Genomic DNA, 19,728 nt, shown 5'->3' with positions numbered 1-19,728 from the left:
CGGTTCAGATCCGTTTCTTGTCGCGGGGATCGCGGAACGCCGACTCGCTGTAGTAGCGGACGACGTTGCCGGAGGCGTCCACCTCGCGGCTGTAATGCTTGAGGAAGTCCCACAGCATCGGCGGCTCTTCGGCGGTGGTGTTGTGTGAGCGGTAGAGGTTCTTGGTCAGCTTCAGAACGGGAATCGCGCGATCGCTCCACGTCCAGGTCCGGAATCGGCCGTGGAACCCGCTCACCCGGCCGTCGAGCGTGTCGACGTCGGCCAGCGTGAGACCGTTGTTGCTGAGGTGATACGAGGCCCAGGAGTCGAGGTTGTTCGCGACGCCGTCCCAAAGGCCGCCTGTGAGCGAGCCCAGGTCGCCGGATCCGTAGATGTGGTAGTTAGGAATCGCTTGATGCGAGGCGGGGTACGCCAGGCCGTCCATGCTGATGGTGTCCGCGCCGTTCGGAGCGGCAGTGGACGACGTCGAGGCGACAGCGGCGAAGTACGAGGGAAAGGCGACGGCGAAGTTCTGAGAGACCTGGCTGCCGGCGGACTGGCCGGTCGAGTAGAAGCGGCTCGGGTCAACTGAGTACTCAGTGACCATCACGTTCCGCAGCTGTTGGAAGAAGGCGTTCGAGTCCCGGTGGCTGACCGAAACCGACGAGTTGCTGTATTGCTCACAGACCACGACGAGGACGAACCCTTCGCGTTCTGCGACCTTCCACCACTGTGTGGCGTCGAGGAACACCCTGTCGGTCTGGCTGTTTCCCGGCCAGACGAACAGCACCGGGGCCTTGCGCTGGGCGGACCTCGGCACGTGGACCAGGTATTCCCGGACGAATCCGTTGACCACCATGGTGCGCACGCGGACGCGAAGTCTGTCGTAGTCGGCACGCTCGTAGAGTTGGTTGCCGTACGCGAAGAAGTTCTCGTATCTCGTGTAAGCGGTCAGGAAATCCACCACCTGCCGCGGGTGAACCGCCGAGTGCCGCACCGCGACCTGCGAGATCGGACCGGCGTGTGAGGTCATCCACCGACCCGATCCGCGTCGCTGTCGGAAGACGGTGCCGAGTGTGCCCTCGTGACTGCCCCGCTCGACCGTGTCGTTGGCCTTCTTCCAGTACGCCAGACTGGCGGCAGCCGACGGCTTCGGATTCACGTACCAGGTGGGCAGGACCACCTGCTGGTAGGTGATGAGGTCGAAGCCGTCGGGGAACACGACGTCGGTGTATGTCCCTTCGGTCTCACCGTCGAACACGCGGCCCGCGTAGGACGCGAGATAGCTCGGGTCAAGGCCGGCGGAGTCGACGTAGGCCTGGCTGATGACCCGCAGCGGGTGTGCCACCGCCCACGCCTCGAGCGGCGGAGCGCCGGCACCATATCCGACCAGGTAGTGCAGCCCGAAGACCGAGAAGTACGGGTTGCTTTGGAAGAAGGCCATGGCCGCCTCGACGTAAGCGGCCTCCTCGCCCGGGCCGCGCCAGCCACCCTCTGCCGGCTCGAGGACGAACAGCCCCTCCTGTCTGCGATCCGCGATATCGCGCCATTCTCGAAGGAATTCGGCCGTGTCGACTCCATCCGGGACGGCGACCACCGTGTAGTAGGAGCGGATCGGCGTCTCGGAGGAGATGTAGACCTTGGCGGTGCGGGTACCGCCGCCCACGTCAAAGGACTTGGTCCAGTAGCCGGTCATCTCCCGGGGGAGCCTGTTGGCCCGGGAGTAGTCATAGGCTGGAGCCGGGCGGCCGTCGAGTGGTCGCGGCAAGCCGAGCCGTGCGGGAGCCGCGATCGCCGGCGAGGCGAGGCCCTCCTGTGCGAGTGCGGTTGACACAGCGAGCGCGGCGGTCCCGCGCAACAGCTGTCGACGATCGATCATGCTGATGGTCCTTCCGTTGCTAGCGGCAGAAGGGGGTGCGTCCCATCGCCGACTCGATGCCACCCAGGACGTGGGAGAGGAAATAGGTGTCGCCCTGCATCGGCGCGTCGGTCCATGCCTCGACGGCGTGGCCCAGCGTGGTGACCCAGGACCGCCCACCGTCGTAGTACTGGCACCAGGACACCGGGTGGTCGCGGCCGTGCCCGGGATGACCGCTGCCGCCCACCGGCCCCTCGGGCAGGGACGTTTCGTCGACCCGGGCCAGGACGCGCACGTTGCTGGGGAACGGCACGAGGTTGTACCACTCGTCGGCGAAGTCCCAGCGGGACGGCAACCCGGCAGTCGAGGCGTCCTTGCGGCTCGCCGTGACAACCGTGCCGGGCTGGTTGTGGCCATGGTCGTAGTAGTTGGCTCCGCCGAGCAGACCCTCGTACCACTCCCAGTTGTATTCGGTGCCAAAGGCGTTGTGGATTCCGACGAATCCGCCGCCGCCACGGATGTACTGGCGTAGCGAGGTCTGCGCCGCGTCGTCGAGTGCGTCGCGGGTGGTGCTCATGAAGATGACGGCGTTGTAGCGGAACAGCCGAGACGGTGAGGAGAGTTGCGAGACGTCCTCCGTCCAGTCGACGGCGAAGTCGTGCTCGGCGCCCATCTTGATCAGGGCGTTCTGAGCCGCGTTCGCGGCTGTCAGCGGAGGGTTGAGGCCCGGGGCGAGTGCGGGACCGAGGTGAGCGTGACGCGGTCCGGCCGTCCGGCTGTAGACGAGCACCCGATAGCCGTCGGTGGCGGGGTGGAAGTTGCCCCAGTCGTGGTAGCAGTCGGGATCGGTTCCGCGGCAGACGCCGTAGTCCGGCCGGCCGAGATTCTCGGCGCCGCTGTTCTTCGTCTGTGCCGAGGCGGTCGGCTCAGACGGCCCAGCGGGTAGCAGCGAGTTGGTGGTGAGCAGGACAGCGGCGGTGAGGGCCGCTCCGACAGTGGTACTGACGATGGTTCCGCGCCGTAAGGGCATGGGAGCTCCTTGGCTTGAGACGGCGAGAGGAAACGATGGGGCGCCGGCGCCTCGCACGAGGTCCGCCAGGCGGACCATATGTGCCACGTAGAGGTACGCTCAATATATCCATGTGTATACCGCCAGACAAGAAGAAACCGTTGCGCCGTAAGGGATTCAGGCGCAACGGTTCGGTGTTTTCGGGCAGGGTGGGCTGTCCGCACGGGGCCGGCGGAGAAGGATCAGCGTTGGGTCAGGTGGTCTCGACGACGGTTGGCCTGATGTCCGGCGGGATTGGTCCCTTGTTGCGACGTCCCTGGCCGGTTTCCTCCCACGCGTGCGCGAGGATTCCGACGCTGCGGCTGAGCACGAACAGGCCGCGCGCCAGCGGCGGGGCGAAGCCGAGCTCGCCGTAGACGACAGCGGTGCAGCCGTCGATATTGATGGGAACCGGGCGTGGCCGCCCGCTCGCGAGGATTGCCTCGACCGCCTTGGCAGCGCCCAGGTAGGTCCCCTCGACCACCCCGGCCTCGACGGCTGATTCCACGCGCCGCAGCAGCGGTTCTCGTCGCGGGTCGACTCGGTGGAAACGATGCCCGAAGCCGGGCAGATATTTCGAGTGTGCGCGCCACTGGTCGACGACCGATCTCGCCGCGTCCGGCAGCGATGTGCCGCCGCCGTGCTGTTCCGCGATCGACGCGAGCAGCTCGAGGCACTGCTCGCCGGCCCCGCCGTGCGAGTCACCGAGCACGTTCACCGCGCTCGCCATCGCGTTGTTGAGCCCGACGCCGCAGGTCGCCGCCATCCGCGCGATCGCGATGGAGGGTGCATGCGGGCCGTGGTCGACCGAGGCGACCATCGCCGCTTCCAGCAGGCGCTCCTGTGCGGGGGTGGGTGCATGGCCGCGGAGCAGCAGCCAGACAACGCCGACGAAGCTCGTGTCGGCGATGACGTCCTGGATCGGTCGCCCGCGCAGCTCGATGACGTCCGGCTCCACACGCGAGACCGCGGTCGCCCACCAGTCGGCTACGTCGCGAACTGTGGACTCCCCGGTCACGGCGTGACCACCTCGTCGACGGCGAACTCGGCGTTGTGCGCCCCGAGCAAGGGTGGCGGAGACTCCGGCCGCAACGCGGTCCCGTTGACCAGGACCCCGTTGCCGCTGACTCGAAGAGTCCGGTCCTCGTGCGCGGGAAACGGCAGGTCGGTGAAGAAGCCGCGGGACTGGAGCTGTTCGAGTCGCACAGCCTGTGGGACGGTCAGGATGCGGGCAGCCGGAACACCCGCCTCGGACAGGATCCGTTCCCACTCCAGAGCAGGGCGTCGCCGCAGCGCCGCGTTCAGCTCCTCGTTCAGCGCGGCCCGGTTGGCTTTGCGCGCCTCGCGATCGGCGAAGCGGTCGTCGCCGACCAGATCCTCGCGCTCGACGAGTCGGCACAGCACCTCGAACTGCTCTTGCCGGTTGGCGGCGATGTTGAGCGGTCCGTCAGCGGAGTCGAAGGTGCCCGACGGTGCGGCGGTCGCGTTCTGACCACCCATCGGTTCCGGAGACACACCGCTGACGAGGTAGTTGGACGCGGCCCATCCCATCGCCGAAAGCGAGGCTTCCAACATGGATACGTCCAGATAGGATCCCGAGCCGGTGCGGGACCGACCGGCCAACGCCGCGCAGATGGCCATCGCGGCGACAAGGCCGCCAACCGAGTCCGAGACCGGAAACCCGACCCGCAAAGGTGCCGTGTCGGGCGTGCCTGTAATGCTCATCATTCCCGAGAGGCCTTGGATGATCTGGTCGTAGGCCGGCGCGTGGCTCATGGGACCGGACTGGCCGAAGCCGGAGATAGCACAGTAGACGAGCTGCGGATTCCGATCCCGCAGTACGCTCCAGCCGTAGCCCATCCGCTCGAGCACTCCAGCACGGAAATTCTCGAGCAGCACGTCCGCGCCGCCGAGCAGATGCTCGAAGGTGGCCCGGTCCCGCGGGGCCTTGAGGTCCAGTTCGACGGACTTCTTGCCGGCGTTTTGGGCGAGAAACGACGCACCGACCCCCTGCGCGTTGAGCGCGGGCTCCGGACCCAGCCGGCGGGCGAGATCGCCGTGCTCCGGTCTTTCTATCTTGACGACCTCGGCGCCGAGCAGCATCAGTTGGTAGCTGCAATAAGGCCCGGCCAGGACGTTGGTCAGATCCAGGACCCTTATGCCGCGCAGCGGTCGATCGTCCATGCGTGCATCCCTCGGTCGGTGGTGCGATGCGGTCCTCAGCCGGCGAGAGGGTGGTCGAACCCCTTCTCGTTCAGCTGGGCGGCGGCGTGCTGAAGTGCCTCGACGAACTCGGCAACCCGGTCGGGCGTGAATCGCAAGGTGGGCCCGCTGAGGCAGAGCGCCGCGACCACGGAGGCCGAACGGCCGGTGATCGGAACTGCAACCGCGGACAGCCCCGGCTCCCGCTCACCGGCACTGGTGGCGAAGCCTCGCGCGGCAGCCTCGTCCACCCACGTGCGCAGCGTGTCGGCGTGCTCGCGGCCCCACGGCGACACGGCAGCGACCCGGGCCAGCAGCGCCGAGTTCGCGTCGCGGAGCAGGACCTTCGACGACGCACCGGCCCACATGGGCAACTCGTCACCGACCCGGACCACGTGGCGCAGCGCCTGTGGTCCCTCCTCCTGCGCGACGCACACCCGGTTGAGGTCGCGGGTCATGTAGAGGTTGACCGTCTCGCGATAGGTCGCCGCCAGTTCGCGCATCAGATTCCGGGTCTCCGGAGGGACCTCCCAGCTGCGCTGGGCGAGGTGGGCCCAGCGCCACAGCCCAGGGCCGGCGGTGTAGCCACGGCTAGTGGCCCACAGCAGACCGTTTTGTTCGAGTGTCTGAACGAGACGGATCACTGTGGTCTTGGCGAGACCCGTCCGGTCGACGATCTCGCGAATGGTTACGGATGGATGGGTTTCGGTCAGCAGCGAGAGGATCTCCATCGCACGCTGGACACTTCGGACTTTGCCGCTGTCGATCGAGTGCTCTTCGGCCACGGATTCCATGGTCTCTCTCGTGCCTCCCGTGCGGCTTCATGTCCTCGTAACAGATTTGGAACCGCCTATTGCCAGGGGCCCTTGCCGCCCGTACGTTACACCTAGTCCGCACAACGGTCCAGAAGTACCACCCAGTGGTCCACGTGAAGGAGCCGTGATGCTCGACAACCCCATTTCGGTCCCTGGCCTGGTCGCCGGCGAGTGGGTGAAGTCCGGAGCGCGCCTCGACCGGTTCGGTCCCTGGGTCCGCGGCGTGGTCAGCACCGCTAGCCAGGCCGGCGAGGACGACGTCGCCGCCGCGCTCACCTACGCGCGTGACGCCGCCAAACGGGTGGCACGAATGTCGCCGGCCGCGCGGGCCACCGTGCTGGAGCGGGCCGCCGGCCTCGCCACTGCTCAACGCGAGCGCCTCGCCCGCCTGCTCGCGCTGGAGCTCGGCAAGCCGGTCAAGGACGGCCTCGGCGAGATCGACCGGGTCGCCGACACCTTCGCGGTGTCGGCCGCGGAGGCCCGCCGGATCGGCGGTGAGGTGCTGCCGGTCGCCGGGTTCGCGCGCGGTGTCGGCAACACAGTGCTGACCCATCGCGCGCCGGTCGGCGTCGCGCTGGCCATCACGCCGTTCAACGCGCCCGCGAACCTATTGGCCCACAAGCTGGCCGCCTCGTTCGCGGCCGGCAACACGACAATCGTGAAGCCGCCACCGCAGGCACCGGCCACGTCCACGGCCGTGGTCGAGATGCTTCTCGAAGCGGGCATGCCGTCGGAGGCGGTACAGGTGCTCCACGGCGACGGCCGGGTAGGAGCGGCGCTGTGCGCGGCGCCGGAGGTCGGCGTCATCAGCTTCACGGGCAGCGTCGCCACCGGCGCCGCCGTCGCGCGCGCTGCCGGCGCCAAGCGTCTGGTCATGGAGCTGGGCGGCAACGCGGCGACGATCGTCTGCGAGGACGCCGACATCGCCACGGCCGCCCGGATCTGCGCTGCGACCGGCTATAGCAATTCAGGTCAGAGTTGCATCTCGGTCCAGCGTGTCTATGTCCACCATGACCGCTACGACGAGTTCCTCGAAGCATTCACCGCCGAGGTTCGCCGGCTGACGGTCGGCGACCCCCTTGACCCAGGCACCGACGTCGGCTCGATGGTGGACGACGATGCGGCGCAACGCGTGGTCGCCTGGGCATCCGAAGCGGCGGCGGCGGGCGCGACGATTACGACCGGCGGAGCCCGTGACGGTGCGACCGTCACACCTACGGTCGTCGCGTCGCCGCCGACCGACGCCCGCCTCATCCGCGACGAGGTCTTCGGCGCGGCCGTAAGCGTGCTGCCCTACAGCGACTTCGACGCGGTGGTGGCGGCGTGCAACGACAGCCGCTACGGCCTCCAGGCCGGGTTGTTCACCTTTGACGTCCGTCGGATCGTCGCCGCGTGGCGCGAACTCGAGGTCGGTGGCCTGGTGGTCAACGGCTCCTCGAACTTCCGGCTGGACCACATCCCGTTCGGTGGGGTCAAGGACTCCGGGTTCGGGCGGGAGTCGCCGCGCTGGATGGTCGAAGACTACACGGTGGTCAAGACACTCCTGCTGCGCGGCATGTCGTTGTTCGGCGATCAGGAAGGCGCGCGATGAGCGTGGACGAGCTGGTGGACACCGGCACCCGACAGGACATGGTCTCCGCCGCGCAGGCCATGGTGGCACAGCTGGAGTCGTACGGCGTCGAGTATGTCTTCGGGACTTGCGGACACACCAACATCGCCCTGCTCGACGCCATGGGCCGCAGCGGCGTCAGATTCGTCATCGCACGGCACGAGCAGGCGGCCGCCCACGCGGCGGACGGGTACGCCCGCGCCACCGGCAAGCCCGGCGTCGTTCTGCTCCACGTGGGTCCCGGCATGACCAATGCCGTCACCGGGGTGCTGACCGCGGCGATGGACTCGGTGCCGCTCGTCGTGATCACCGGCGACGTCCCCTCCTATTACTACGGGCGTCACCCCCATCAGGAAGTCAACCTCCACGCCGACGCCGACCAGACCGCCATTTATCGTCCGTTCGTCAAGCGGGCCTGGCAGGTGCAGCGGGTGGCCGACCTGCCCCGCTTCGTCGAGCGGGCGTTCTGGACGGCCACCGCCGGTCGTCCGGGGGCAGTGCTCCTCAGCATTCCCATGGACCACTTCTCCCGCCAGGTCCCGCGGGACAGCGCTGCGGCGTACCCACTGGCAACGCCCGAGCGACCGGCGCTGAGCGCCGACGTCGCCTCTCGTGTCGCCGATCTGCTGGTCGCCGCGGAGCGGCCGTTGGTCTACCTGGGTGGCGGCGTGCGCCGAGGGCGCGGCACCGACGCACTGCGCGCGCTCGTCGATCACCTCGACATCCCTGTCGCGCACTCGTTGATGGCCAAGGGGGCGCTGCCCGACAGCCATCCGCTCGTGCTCGGCATGCCGGGGTTCTGGGGCCTGGAGCTGACGAACCAATACACCCGCGAAGCCGACGTCGTGCTGGCTCTGGCCACTCGCTTCGCCGAGACGGACGCGAGCTCATGGGATCCGCGCCACACCTGGCAGTTCCCACCGGGCAAGCTCATCCAGATCGACATCGACCCGGCCGAGATCGGCCGCAACTTCCCCGTCACGATCGGAGCCGTCGCCGACGTCACCGACGCCATCGAGGCGATCAACGCCGCCGTGCAGCAGCGGGCGCCGGCTTCGCGCACCCGTGCAGGGCTGCGGGAGACCATCGCGATCACCCGCCGGACACTGTTCGCCGAAAGCCGGCAGCGCGGCACGAGCGACCGGTTCCCGCTGCGGCCTGAGCGGATCCTCGCCGATCTGCGCGACGCGCTGCCGCCCGACGCCGTCCTCGTCACCGATGTCGGGTGGAACAAGAACGGGGTCGCCCAGTGCTACGAGCTGCCCGACGACGGCCGGTTCATCACGCCCGGCGGCGCGTCGACGATGGGTTTCGGGCCTGCCGCGGCAGTCGGCGTGCAGATCGCCCAGCCGGAACGCACCGTCGTCGCCCTGATCGGCGATGGGGGCATGGGCGCCCAACTGCCGGCCGTGCCCATGGCGGTCGAGCAGGGCGCCCCCGTCATCTTCGTCGTGATGAACAACGGTTCCCACGGCACGATCTCCGATCTGCAGTCCGCGAACTTCGGCCGCAGCTACGGGTGCGATTTCACCGGGCCTGACGGAAAGCCCTACAGCCCCGACTTCGCCGCGTACGGCCGGGCCTGCGGTGCGGACGGCTACACCCTCGCCAGCGCCGACGACCTCGGCCCGGCGCTGCGGGCCGCCGTCGCCGCCCGCCGTCCGGCGGTGCTGGACGTCCCCATGGTCAACGAGCCGGTGCCCACACCGGGCCACTGGAACATCAAGGACATCTATCACGGCCTGTTCGAGTAGGCGGCCGCGCACCGACGCACCAAGTCCATACCAGCACATGACAACGAGGTGAACTCATGATCGGACGTGTGCGGCGCCCCCTCGCCGCGTGCCTTCTCGCCATCGGTGTCGTCCTCGCCGCCGCCTGTTCGCCGCCCGGCGACGAGCAGGCCGGCGGAGGCGAGTCCACGGGACCCATCAAGATCGCTATCGCCAACGCGCAAAGTGGACAGCTCAGCTCCCTCGGTGCTTGGGAACTCAAGGGCGCCAAGCTCGCCTTCGACGAGTGGAACCAGAAGGGCGGCGTCAACGGCCGCAAGGTGGAGATCGGCGTCTTCGACGACCAGGGCGACCCGACCGTCGGCACCAACGTCGCCCGCAAGATCGCGAGCGAGGGATATGTCGCGATGATAGGCACCGCCGAGAGCGCCGTGACCATCGCGATGGCGCCGATCCTCCAGCAGGCCGCTATCCCGAACATCACGTCGGGCCAGTCCCCGGGCCTGATCGCCGTCAAGAGCCCGTTCCTATTCCTCAACGGGCCGACCAGCCTCACCTACGACGAGACGCTCGCGAAGTACCTCGTCGAGCAGCGCGGCATCAAGACCATCGCCTTGATCACGAACAACGGCTCGTACGGCAAGGGTGAGCACGACTCGTTCACCAAGGCGCTGCAGTCGCGCGGCCTGACCCCCGTCGCCGACCAGGTGGTCACCACCGACCAGAAGGACTTCAGCGCCGCGCTGACCAACATCCGGCAGAAGAAGCCGCAGCTCATCTTCCTCGGTGCCGAGGAGGTGCAGTCCGGGCTGATCGTGAAGCAGGCCCGCGACCTGGGGATCACCGTGCCGTTCGCGGGCGCCGCGCCGCAGGGGACCCCGGTCTTCCTCGACACCGCCGGCGCGGCCAACGTGGAGGGCACGATCGTCAGCACGCCCTACCTGAGCAACGACGTCAGCGAGGCTTCCAAGACCTTCGCCGCGGCCTACAAGACGGCGACCGGTGAGGAAGCCGAACTGCACGGGGCCAAGGCCTACGACGGTGCACAGATCCTGCTCACCGCCCTCAAGAACAGCAATGGCGCGACCGGCAAGGACCTTGCCGACGCCATCCGCGCGGTCAAGCACAAGGGACTGCTCGGCGACTTCGCGTACGACGAAACGGGTGTCGGGATCTTCGCCACCTCCATCGGCACCATCACCAGCGGCAAGCTGGTCCCGGCCGCGGGCTGAACAATCTTCACCCGGGGCGGCCCCGACGGAGGCCGCCCCGACTCCCGTCGGAACGGGTTCAGGGGAGAGTCATGCAAGTCTTTCTGCAGACGTTCATCGGCGGGATGAGTCTTGGCGCGATCTACGCTCTGGTCGCGCTGGGATTCTCGCTCGTCTACCGCACGATGGGGCTGGTGAACTTCGCGCACGGCAGCGTGGTGATGATAGGTGCCTACATCGCCTCGACGTTCTACCTCTCGGTGAAGCTGCCGTTCGCCGCCGCGATGGCCGTGGCCATCGCGGTCACCGGGCTGATCGGCATCATCATCGAACGGGTGCTCCGCCCCTTGGAAAACAAGGACTTCGACCTGATGCTGATCGGCACGATCGGCTTCGGGATCGTGCTCGAGGCGTTAGCGATCGTCATCTGGGGCGCGACGGGCCGGGCCGTGCGGTCGCCGGTGCCGGCGGCACCGCTGGACCTCGGCGGCATCCGGATCCGCACCTACGACCTGCTCGTGCTGGCCATCGCGGCCACCGCCACCGTGCTGCTCGTCTTCTTCCTGCAACGCACCAAGCGTGGCGCCGCGATGCAGGCGGTGGCGATGGACCACCAGGCCGCGACGGCGGTCGGCATCCACGTCGGGCGCAGCAACGCGATGGCGTTCATGATCGGTGCCGGCCTCGCCGCCCTCGCCGGCGGACTCGTCGGGCCACTGCTATACGTCAGCCCTGCGATGGGTGGGTCGCTGGGCATCAAGGGCTTCGCCGGCGCGATCCTTGGCGGGTTCGGCAGCATCCCGGGTGCCATCGTCGGCGGACTCGGCATCGGGATCATCGACTCGTTCGCCGCCGGCCAGTTCCAGGGCTACTCCGAGCTGGTGACGTTCCTCATCTTCACCGTCATCATCATGATCCGCCCGACCGGCATCTTCGGCGAGAGGACGGTGAACCGCGCATGAGATACCGCCTCGGCGGTGTGGCCCTGTTGGCGATCCTGGCCTGGGTGCTGCCCTACCAGCTCAACTCCTACACCATGCACGTGGTCAACGTGATGTTGTTGTACGCGATCCTCTCCGTCGGGCTGGGCCTGTGCATGGGTGTCGCCGGCCAGATCAACCTCGCGCAGGTCGCCTTCTTCGGCGTCGGTGCCTACGCGACCGCGGTGCTGACCGTCAAGGAGGGGTGGGGCTTCTGGGCCGCAGCGGCCACCGCAGTCCTCGCCACTGCCGCGGTCGGGCTGGTCGTGGGCACACCAGCGCTGCGGGTGCAGTCGCACTACCTCGGCATCGTCACGCTCGGGCTCGCGCTCGCGTTCACCAACTGGGTCACCAATTCCTCGCTCGCCGGCGGTGCCGAAGGCGTGGCGGGCATTCCCCGCCCGGCGCTGCCCGGCGTCGATCTGAGCAGCGACTACCTCTTCTACTACCTCGAACTGGTGCTGTTCGCCCTCACCCTCGCATTTGGTCTGTTCGTCGTGCACACGTCGCTGGGCCGGCGGATGAGAGCGATGCGGGACGACTCGCTGGCCGCAGGGGCGGTCGGCGTCGAGGTGCCGACGCTGCGAATGACGGCCTTCCTGCTCGCCAGCGTCTACGGCGGCGTCGCCGGCGTCCTTTACGCCGGTCTGATCGGGTACGTGGCCCCGGAGACGTTCAGCATCGCGAACATGTTCCTGTTGCTGGCAATGGTGATCATCGGCGGTCGGCAGAGCCTGGTCGGCTGTGTGGTCGGGGCCATCGCCCTCGCCCTCGTCCGCGAGGTGTTGATCGACTACCCGACCTACGCACAGGTGGCATACGGCAGCGTGGTCGTGCTGACCGTGGTCTTCGCCCCGACGGGCCTGGCCGGCCTGCCGAGACGGCTGCACGGGGTGGGCGCCCGCCTCGGTCTCCGTCGCGCCGGCGCGGACACGGCCGGCGCGCTCACCACCTTCCAGCCGTACCAACCAGCCGATCCCGCCACCGGCGGGCCCATCCTGGAGGTACGCGACCTCAGCATGCACTTCCGGGGCGTCAAGGCACTGCGCGACGTCAGCATCGAGGTCCCGGCCGGCCAGATCCGCGGCATCGTCGGCCCCAACGGCTCGGGCAAGACCACCCTGTTCAACGTTGTCAGCGGCCTCTACCGGCCCACCGCCGGACGGGTCCGACTCGACGGCCGCGACGTTACCGCCGCGCGCCCGTTCGCGCTCGCACACGCCGGCATCGCGCGCACCTTTCAGAACCTACGACTGTTTCCGGCGTTGACCGTCCGCGACAACGTGCTGGTCGCTCTCGACCCGACGCGGGCCCGCAGCACCTGGCGCTACCTTCTGGCGCCGGTCGGCGTCTGGCGGCGCGACCGGGCACTGCGGCGGGAGGCTGACGCGCTCCTGCACCGCTTCGGCCTGACCGCTTTCGCCGGCGGCCTTCCCACCGCGCTCCCCTACGGCATACAGCGCCGGGTCGAGATCGCCCGCGCGATGGCGGCCCGGCCGCGACTCCTCCTGCTCGACGAACCGGCGGCGGGCCTCAATGGCGACGAGGTGCGCCAACTCTGCGACATCGTCCGCTCCATCCGCGAGCATGGCGTCACCGTCGTCGTGATCGAACACAACATGGGCATGGTGATGTCGCTGTGCGACCACGTCACGGTGCTCGCACACGGTGCGATCATCGCCGACGGGCCGCCGGACGTGGTCGCCATCTCGCCCGAGGTCATCGAGGCCTACCTCGGCGAATCGATGGCGATGCCAGCGCCGGTCGCTACGGAGGTCCAGCGATGACGACGACAACGACCGAGATCGGCACCCTCGTCGTCGACGGGCTGTCCGTGCGCTACGGCGGAGTGACAGCGGCGCGTGAGGTTTCCTTTACCATCCAACCAGGACAGTCGATCGGTATCATCGGCGCCAACGGGGCCGGCAAGACCTCGACGTTGAAGGCGCTCATGGGCCTGGTGCCCCGCACGGTGCGCTCCATCCGCTTCGGCGACCACGACCTGACCCGCGTGCCGGGCCGCAACATGGTCCGTCACGGCATCGGCTACGTGCCCGAGGGACGGCATGTCTTCCCCGGCCTTCCCGTCGAGAAGAACCTCCTGCTCGGTGCCTACACCCGCCGGTGGCGCGGCGAGGCGCTGGAGACCCTCGACGAGGTCTACGAGCTGTTCCCGATCCTGCGCGAGATGCGTGGCCGACTGGCCGGCGCCCTGTCCGGCGGCCAGCAGCAGATGCTGGCGATCGGGCGCGCGCTGATGTCGGCGCCGCGCCTGATGCTGCTGGACGAGCCGTCCATGGGCCTGTCACCGAAGCTGGTCAGCGACATCGTCGACGTGCTGAAGAAGCTCAACGAACGCGGGCTGAGCATCCTGCTGGTCGAGCAGAACGCCGAACTGACCTTCGAGGTCACCACCGAGTGCCTCGTCATGGAGAACGGCATCGTCGCGATGACCGGTGCTTCCGCGTCCCTGCGCCAGGACCCACAGGTTCGCAAGATCTACCTCGGACTCTGAGAACCGCCGTTCTAGAAAGAGGTGACCGTGGCACACATCGATCGGAGGAACCTCCTCAAGGGCGCTGCCGCAACCGCCGCCGCGGCGGCCGTCGGGCCGGCGCTGGCCGGCGGCGGGCGCGGCCCCAGCGCCGCCGACCTCGCCCGCTTCGACACTCCCGGCGATCGCGACTTCCCCAAGGTGGGGGGCAATCTCGGCAACCAGAACTACACCGCTCTTCGGCGGATCGACCGGGGCAACGTGCGGCGCCTGCGCGGCGCCTGGGTCAACCACATCGAGGGCGGGCTGGCCAGCGGCAACAGCCAGAGCACGGCGGTCGCCGTCGACGGCGTGCTCTACATCGAATCCGCGCTGGGCAACGTCATCGCCGTCGACGGGGTCACCGGCGCGACGAAATGGCGGTACGACCAGACGCGCGGCTCCCTGACCCGGCGAGGCGTGGCCGTCGGTGGCGGCTATGTGTTCACCAAGTCCAACGAGAACTACGTCGTCGCACTCGACCAGCGGACCGGCCAGGTCGCCTGGGAGCGTCAGGTCAACGGCTTCGGCAACATCGAGAAGGTCGCCGTCGTCTACCACGACGGGCTGCTGTTCTGCGGCACCAACGACGGCCCGCGTGGCGCCGCGATCGCGCTCGACGCCCGCGACGGCTCTGTCCTCTGGCACTTCTGGGGGACGCCCGAGCCCGGTGAACTCGGCAACGACACCTGGGAGGGCGACTCGTGGATGGATGGCGGCGCGACGCCCTGGATCCATCCGGCCGTCGACCCGGAACTCGGGCTGACGTACTGGACGTTCGGCAACGCCCGCGGAAACAACTCGTCCCAGGACGGCTCTGCCCGCGGTGGCCAGAACCTGTTCGCCAACTCCCTTGTCGCGCTCGACCTGCGGACCGGCGCGTACCGCTGGCATTTCCAGTCCATCCACCACGACATCTGGGACATGGACAACGTCATGTCGCCGGTGCTCGCGGACGTCCGGATCCGTGGACGGCTGCGTAAGGTCGTCGTCTACGGCAGCAAGTCGGGCATGTTCTTCATCCTCGACCGCACCGACGGTACCGCTCCGCTCGGCGTCGTCGAGCGTCCCGTGCCGCAGGAGCCGCGCCAGAAGACGTGGCCGACCCAGCCATTCCCGGTGCAGGGCGGCTGGACCGAGCAGCGAGTGGTCGACCAGCCGCTGGGCACCTCCGTGCCGGGCGACCCGAACCGCGCCGTGCCCAACTACGTTCAGGGCAGCCTCTACGACCCCCATTGGGACACTCCGATCCTGACCATCCCCGGCCACGGCGGCGGAAGCGACTGGTCCCATCTGTCGTTCAGCCACCGCACGGGCCTGGTTTACACGGGGTACGGGTACGTGGCCGCGGCGCACTCGCTCACCGAGAGCAGCAACGGCCTGCGGCCACCGGGCGAATACCAGACGGGTGGCATCGTGGCCGTCGACGTCAGCACCAATCAGGTGGCGTGGAAACGGCGCATGCCGTACTCGTTGGCCCACGGCAACGGCATCCTCACCACCGCCAGCGACCTGATGTTCATCGGCCAGCCCGATGGAAATCTGCTCGGCATGGACGCCCGCAACGGGCGCGAGTTGTGGCGATTCCAGACCGGCGCCGCCATCAGCTCCAGCCCGATCATGTACCGGGTGGGCGGCAAGGAGTACCTCGCCGTGTACGCGGGCGGCACGAGCATCCCGTACGGCGACTCGGCGCCGCGCGGCGACGCATTGTGGGCGTTCGAGATCGGCGGCGACCTCGGACCCGCGCCGATCCCACCGCCTCCGGTGATCCGACGCCCGGTCTCAGGTGGCCCGGTCGCCGGCAGCGCGGTCGCCGACACGGTGGTCATCGGCCGGACCTACAACGCGAGCACGGGCGCGATCGGCGCGACCGAGTCGTTCGGTGTCAACGGGATGGCTCCCACGCATCTGCGGGTGCCGGTTGGCACCACGGTCACGTTCACCAATCACCCAGGCAACACGGGTGCGCGCGGCGTGACGCAGTTCTTCGAGGGTCTGTTCGACGTCCGACTGGCCCCCGGTGAGTCGTTCACGTACCGCTTCGACCGGGCCGGCGAGTATTTCTTCAACGACCCGGCGAGCCCGCGTTCCACGGGAAAGGTCGAGGTCTTCTAGCGCGTCGGCCGCCGGCATGGGACCTCTCCCAGGCCGGCGGCACGCGCTATCCCAGTGCGGCCACGGCAGCTTCGAGGTGGTCGCGGGTCGCGGCGATCGACATGCGGGCGTGTTCCTTCGCGCCCACCTGGGCCACCAGCGTCGCCCGGGGGATCTCCAGCGCATAGGGCAGCCCGGGCGGCAATGCGCTGAGGATGCCGTGGACGTCAATGCCGCCCTCCCCCGGCCACAGCCGCTCGAACCGGGCCGTGTGGATCAGGCCCTCGTTTGTCGGGGGAACGCCGGGCGGCGCGTCGCAGACATGGACGAAGTGGAACCAATGGGCCGGCAGTTGCCGGAGGTCCGCCACACTCGATCCGGAACGCGCGAAGTGCAACAGGTCGATCAGGATCCCCGCGTTGGACTGGTCAGCGGCCCGGACCACGCGGACCGCCTCCCTCAGGTCCGGAGTCTCAGTCCAGGACGGGAACTCGAGGTCGACGGTCAGACCCAGCGGTCGGGCCAGCTCGCAGAGCTCCGCGAACCGGTCGATCTTCCGGGCCCGGTCGGGATCCGGGAGTTGCGTGATGACGTGGCGAGCACCGAGGTCGGCGCCGGCTTCGAGGAAGCGGACGAAGTCCCGAGGGTGCTGATCGGGGCCGATCCGGGCCAGTTCGACGTCCAGGACCTCGACCCCGGTCGCGGCCAGCCGGATCTTCGTGGTCCGCATCAGCGCCGGGTCGGTGGCTAGCGGATAGTGCGGTTCCTGAGCGGTGACCCGGGTCAGCCGGAGACCGACGTAGCGGTAGCCGCCGTCGGCCGCGGCGTCGACAAGTTCCGGCGGCGAGAGGCTCAACGCGGTCAGGTGGGCCAACGAGTAGTCGTGTCGTATCGTGTCGTCCGTCGAGCCGGCCGCCGGCGCCGGCTCACGGAGGGTGACGAGGCGACAGGCCCGGTGAGCCGCCATCCGGACCGGAACGCTGGTTGGGTCCCCGTAGCCGGCATATCGACCGATCCTCTGCACCACCGCGAAGAAGAGCCGGGAGCCGAGGATCTCGGTATAGAAGTGCAGATACGCGCCGTGCTCGTCGCGGTCGTAGAAGATCGAATTCTCTCGCAACGCGGCGAGAAACTCGGGATCGAGCGCCTCTCGGGCGTCGAGGTCGGCGTAGTAGTTCTCTGAGATCCGCAGGATCGGCGCTCCGAGGGCACGCATCGCTCGTGCGCTCGCGATCGCGTCGTCGGTGCCGAAGGCGACGTGTTGGGGGCTCGGAATGGCCGGTGCCCAATCGCCTCGACGCAGCGGGGCGGTGTTGAGCGTGATTCGCACGCGGTCGCCCGGGTCGGCGGCCGCCCGGGTGCGGATCAGCCCGAAGGGCGCGGGGATCTCGGTGGTCTCGCCGGGCCGCAGCCCCAGAACGGTGCGGTAGAACAGGGCGGCCTCGTCGAAGTCATCGACGGACTCGGTCAGCGACATGTGGTCGGTTCCGGTGACCAATGGGTCGGCAAGCGGCGTCGTGCCCGTCGGCAGAAAGTCGTCGAGCCAGGTGTCGCCTCCGTTGCCAGTCCGCACCAGGAAGACGGCGGTCCCGTCCGGTGCGGCCACGGAGGCGAGGTCAGCTTCCGGCTCGTCGAACAGCCGGGGGAGGACCGGGGCGAGCAGACGTTCCGCCCGCAGCGCCGAGCCGGCCGGATCGGCGCTGTCGACGCCGAGCGCGCAGATCGTCGCCGTGCCCGGTGACACGGTGCGCTGTGCGGCGAAATTCAGCAGGATCCGCGCGGCGCCTTGCGTCCACAGCTGCACCGGCTTCGATCGGTGCTGTCCATCATGGACAAAACCGAGCGCGGTCAGCGTCCGAGCGACGCGAGGCCCGGAGATGTCGTCCACGGCCAGTTCGGTGAAGGCGTGACCGCCCAGTGCGGGCGCGGGCGGGAGCACGCCCGTCTCACCCACGGTCTCCCGCAGCGCGAGCAGTGACCGCATGCCGTCGATGGCGGCCTCGCGTGGATCCGCCTGCCGATAGACGTCGTTGAAGACCTCCAGTGAAAGCGGGCCCGCATAACCGGTGCTGAGCACATGACTCAGGAAGCCCGCCAGGTCGAACGAGCCCAAGCCGGGAAACAGCCGGTGGTGTCGACTCCACTCCACCACGTCCATGGCCAACCGGGGGGCATCGGCCAGCTGCACGTGGAAAACCTTGGCGCCCGGGATGACACGGATCCCGGCGGGATCCTCGCCGCGCGAGCACACGTGGAAGCTGTCCAGGCAGAGTCCGAGGGCCGGGTGGTCGGCCCGGCGCACGATCCGCCAGGCGTGCGCGTAGGTGTTCACGAACCGCCCCCACGCCAGCGGCTCGTAGGCGATCCGTAGGCCGCGCCGCTCGGCCCGCGACGCGAGCAGGTGGAGTTGTTCGGCCGCCAGGTCGTCGTCGTCGACGGCGTCCGGTGACAGCGACGAACAGACCAGCAGTGTCGTCGCACCTAGTCCCTCCACGACGTCGAAGGCGCGTTCCGCGCGGCGCAGCGTAGCGGCGAAGACGTCCGGCGGGACCGCCTCGACATCCCGGAACGGCTGGTAGAGATCGATCGAAAGACCACGGCGGGCGCATTCCTGCCGCACCCGGCTCGGGGACCAGGACGAGGCGATCAGGTCGTTCGCGAAGATCTCGACACTGTGGAACCGCGCCGCGGCGGCCGCCGCGAGTTTGTCCTCGAGCGTTCCAGACAGGCACACGGACGCGATCCCCAGTCTGGTCTCAACGGTAGGCATGGGAACGCTCCTCGTCTCGGCGGCACAACTCGTCGAAATGCAGCAGCATCCGACCGGCGTCGGGCTCGACGCCGGTGAACAGGCGAAAGGCGTCGACGGCCTGGAAGACCGCCATTCGGCCGCCGTCGAGCACCCGGCAGCCGTTCGCATGGGCCCGCCGAACCAGTTCCGTCTCCAGCGGCCGGTAGACGATGTCCGCCACCCACAGGTCGGGCCGGAGGCATTCAGCGGGCACTGGGAGCCCCGGATGGCCGGACATCCCGGTCGGCGTCGCGTGGACCAACCCGTCCGCGTCGGCGAGTGCGACCTCGAGATCCGACAGCGGCACAGCCGAGGCCCGGCCGGCGCCGAAGCGCTTCGTGACGCCCTCGGCCACGTTGGCGCTGCGGTCAGGGTCCACGTCCACGACCCACAGGCGTTCGGTGCCGAGCGACGCCAGTGCCTGCGCTACGGCCACACCGGCGCCGCCCGCACCGACAAGGACGACCCGGCCGAGGGGTGCGTCCGGCAGGCCTAGCCTGAAGCCGCGCGCGAACCCGGTCAGGTCGGTGTTATGACCGGTCGCCCTGCCCCCGGAAAAGACGACCGTGTTGACCGCTCCGAGGGCGGCTGCGTCCGGCGAGAGGTCGTCGAGGCATTCCAGCACGACCGTCTTGGCGGGGTGCGTGATGTTGAGCCCGTCATAGCCGGCCAAGCGTGCGGCAGCCACGACTTCGCCAGGCTCGGCGTCGAGTTGGTCGAGGTCGAGGAGCCGGTAGAGGCAGCGCATGCCGAGCAGGTCCGCTTCCCGTTCGTGTAGCGCGGGCGTCAGTGACGTTCCGATGCCGGAACCGATGAGGCCGACAAGCACCCGGCGGTCCTGGGATGGGGGCACAGGGTCCCTCCCCACGTCG

Annotated in this window: 14 protein-coding genes; 7 read left to right on the top strand and 7 right to left on the bottom strand. The window is 68.7% G+C overall.

Annotation, left to right across the window (positions count from 1 at the left end; translation table 11 throughout):
• Positions 1 to 4: 4 nt before the first annotated feature.
• From AB0J74_RS17990 to AB0J74_RS17970, 5 genes are all read right to left on the bottom strand, one after another.
• A complete protein-coding gene (locus AB0J74_RS17990; RefSeq protein WP_363449123.1) occupies positions 5 to 1,858 on the bottom strand; it encodes a PHB depolymerase family esterase in 1,854 nt (617 codons plus the stop codon).
• 19 nt (positions 1,859 to 1,877) lie between these two features.
• Complete coding sequence (locus AB0J74_RS17985; RefSeq protein ID WP_363449121.1) at positions 1,878 to 2,867, bottom strand: ThuA domain-containing protein; 990 nt, start codon at positions 2,865 to 2,867, stop codon at positions 1,878 to 1,880.
• Positions 2,868 to 3,099: 232 nt separating this feature from the next.
• The gene (locus tag AB0J74_RS17980; RefSeq protein WP_363449119.1) at positions 3,100 to 3,903 is read right to left on the bottom strand and encodes a citryl-CoA lyase; all 804 of its coding nucleotides are present in this window, start codon (positions 3,901 to 3,903) and stop codon (positions 3,100 to 3,102) included.
• Positions 3,900 to 5,069: a CoA transferase gene (locus AB0J74_RS17975; protein WP_363449117.1), complete on the bottom strand. Its 1,170-nt coding sequence runs from the start codon at positions 5,067 to 5,069 to the stop codon at positions 3,900 to 3,902. The genes AB0J74_RS17980 and AB0J74_RS17975 overlap by 4 nt, the downstream gene beginning before the upstream one ends.
• A 35-nt stretch (positions 5,070 to 5,104) precedes the next feature.
• Positions 5,105 to 5,872: an IclR family transcriptional regulator gene (locus tag AB0J74_RS17970; protein WP_363449115.1), complete on the bottom strand. Its 768-nt coding sequence runs from the start codon at positions 5,870 to 5,872 to the stop codon at positions 5,105 to 5,107.
• Between AB0J74_RS17970 and AB0J74_RS17965 the strand changes: the two genes are divergently transcribed.
• The 7 genes from AB0J74_RS17965 to AB0J74_RS17935 all read left to right on the top strand — a co-directional run bounded on the left by AB0J74_RS17965 (position 5,841) and on the right by AB0J74_RS17935 (position 16,086).
• Positions 5,841 to 7,493, top strand: coding sequence for an aldehyde dehydrogenase family protein (locus AB0J74_RS17965; RefSeq protein WP_363449113.1), 1,653 nt, complete (start codon positions 5,841 to 5,843; stop codon positions 7,491 to 7,493). The two genes, AB0J74_RS17970 and AB0J74_RS17965, sit on opposite strands and share 32 nt — an antisense overlap.
• A complete protein-coding gene (locus AB0J74_RS17960) occupies positions 7,490 to 9,265 on the top strand; it encodes a thiamine pyrophosphate-binding protein (RefSeq protein WP_363449111.1) in 1,776 nt (591 codons plus the stop codon). Before AB0J74_RS17965 ends, AB0J74_RS17960 begins: the two co-directional genes overlap by 4 nt.
• A gap of 56 nt (positions 9,266 to 9,321) precedes the next feature.
• Positions 9,322 to 10,476, top strand: a complete 1,155-nt coding sequence (locus AB0J74_RS17955) for an ABC transporter substrate-binding protein (RefSeq protein ID WP_363449109.1) — start codon at positions 9,322 to 9,324, stop codon at positions 10,474 to 10,476.
• A gap of 71 nt (positions 10,477 to 10,547) precedes the next feature.
• On the top strand, positions 10,548 to 11,417 hold the full coding sequence (locus AB0J74_RS17950) for a branched-chain amino acid ABC transporter permease (protein ID WP_363449107.1): 870 nt from the start codon (positions 10,548 to 10,550) through the stop codon (positions 11,415 to 11,417).
• Entirely contained in the window at positions 11,414 to 13,222 is a 1,809-nt protein-coding gene (locus tag AB0J74_RS17945) for a branched-chain amino acid ABC transporter ATP-binding protein/permease (RefSeq protein ID WP_363449105.1), read from the top strand. Before AB0J74_RS17950 ends, AB0J74_RS17945 begins: the two co-directional genes overlap by 4 nt.
• Complete coding sequence (locus tag AB0J74_RS17940) at positions 13,219 to 13,950, top strand: ABC transporter ATP-binding protein (RefSeq protein WP_363449103.1); 732 nt, start codon at positions 13,219 to 13,221, stop codon at positions 13,948 to 13,950. The genes AB0J74_RS17945 and AB0J74_RS17940 overlap by 4 nt, the downstream gene beginning before the upstream one ends.
• Before the next feature lie 27 nt (positions 13,951 to 13,977).
• Entirely contained in the window at positions 13,978 to 16,086 is a 2,109-nt protein-coding gene (locus AB0J74_RS17935; RefSeq protein WP_363449101.1) for a PQQ-binding-like beta-propeller repeat protein, read from the top strand.
• Positions 16,087 to 16,132: 46 nt separating this feature from the next.
• Here AB0J74_RS17935 and AB0J74_RS17930 read toward each other — a convergent pair whose 3' ends face one another.
• Positions 16,133 to 18,835: a TIM barrel protein gene (locus AB0J74_RS17930; RefSeq protein WP_363449099.1), complete on the bottom strand. Its 2,703-nt coding sequence runs from the start codon at positions 18,833 to 18,835 to the stop codon at positions 16,133 to 16,135.
• The gene (locus tag AB0J74_RS17925) at positions 18,822 to 19,685 is read right to left on the bottom strand and encodes a shikimate dehydrogenase (RefSeq protein WP_363449097.1); all 864 of its coding nucleotides are present in this window, start codon (positions 19,683 to 19,685) and stop codon (positions 18,822 to 18,824) included. The genes AB0J74_RS17930 and AB0J74_RS17925 overlap by 14 nt, the downstream gene beginning before the upstream one ends.
• Positions 19,686 to 19,728: the final 43 nt, after the last annotated feature.

The sequence above is a fragment of the Asanoa sp. NPDC049573 genome, assembly GCF_040676615.1.
Taxonomy (GTDB): domain Bacteria; phylum Actinomycetota; class Actinomycetes; order Mycobacteriales; family Micromonosporaceae; genus Asanoa.
Note: the sequence above shows the minus strand (reverse complement) of the source record. Positions and strands in the feature narration are given on the sequence as shown.

Excerpts from the sequence above, each read along its gene's own strand:
- AB0J74_RS17950 (WP_363449107.1), top strand. The coding sequence starts at position 10,548 with ATGCAAGTCTTTCTGCAGACGTTCATCGGCGGGATGAGTCTTGGCGCG.
- AB0J74_RS17960 (WP_363449111.1), top strand. The coding sequence starts at position 7,490 with ATGAGCGTGGACGAGCTGGTGGACACCGGCACCCGACAGGACATGGTC.
- AB0J74_RS17930 (WP_363449099.1), bottom strand. The coding sequence starts at position 18,835 with ATGCCTACCGTTGAGACCAGACTGGGGATCGCGTCCGTGTGCCTGTCT.
- AB0J74_RS17945 (WP_363449105.1), top strand. The coding sequence starts at position 11,414 with ATGAGATACCGCCTCGGCGGTGTGGCCCTGTTGGCGATCCTGGCCTGG.
- AB0J74_RS17940 (WP_363449103.1), top strand. The coding sequence starts at position 13,219 with ATGACGACGACAACGACCGAGATCGGCACCCTCGTCGTCGACGGGCTG.
- AB0J74_RS17990 (WP_363449123.1), bottom strand. The coding sequence starts at position 1,858 with ATGATCGATCGTCGACAGCTGTTGCGCGGGACCGCCGCGCTCGCTGTG.
- AB0J74_RS17955 (WP_363449109.1), top strand. The coding sequence starts at position 9,322 with ATGATCGGACGTGTGCGGCGCCCCCTCGCCGCGTGCCTTCTCGCCATC.
- AB0J74_RS17985 (WP_363449121.1), bottom strand. The coding sequence starts at position 2,867 with ATGCCCTTACGGCGCGGAACCATCGTCAGTACCACTGTCGGAGCGGCC.
- AB0J74_RS17975 (WP_363449117.1), bottom strand. The coding sequence starts at position 5,069 with ATGGACGATCGACCGCTGCGCGGCATAAGGGTCCTGGATCTGACCAAC.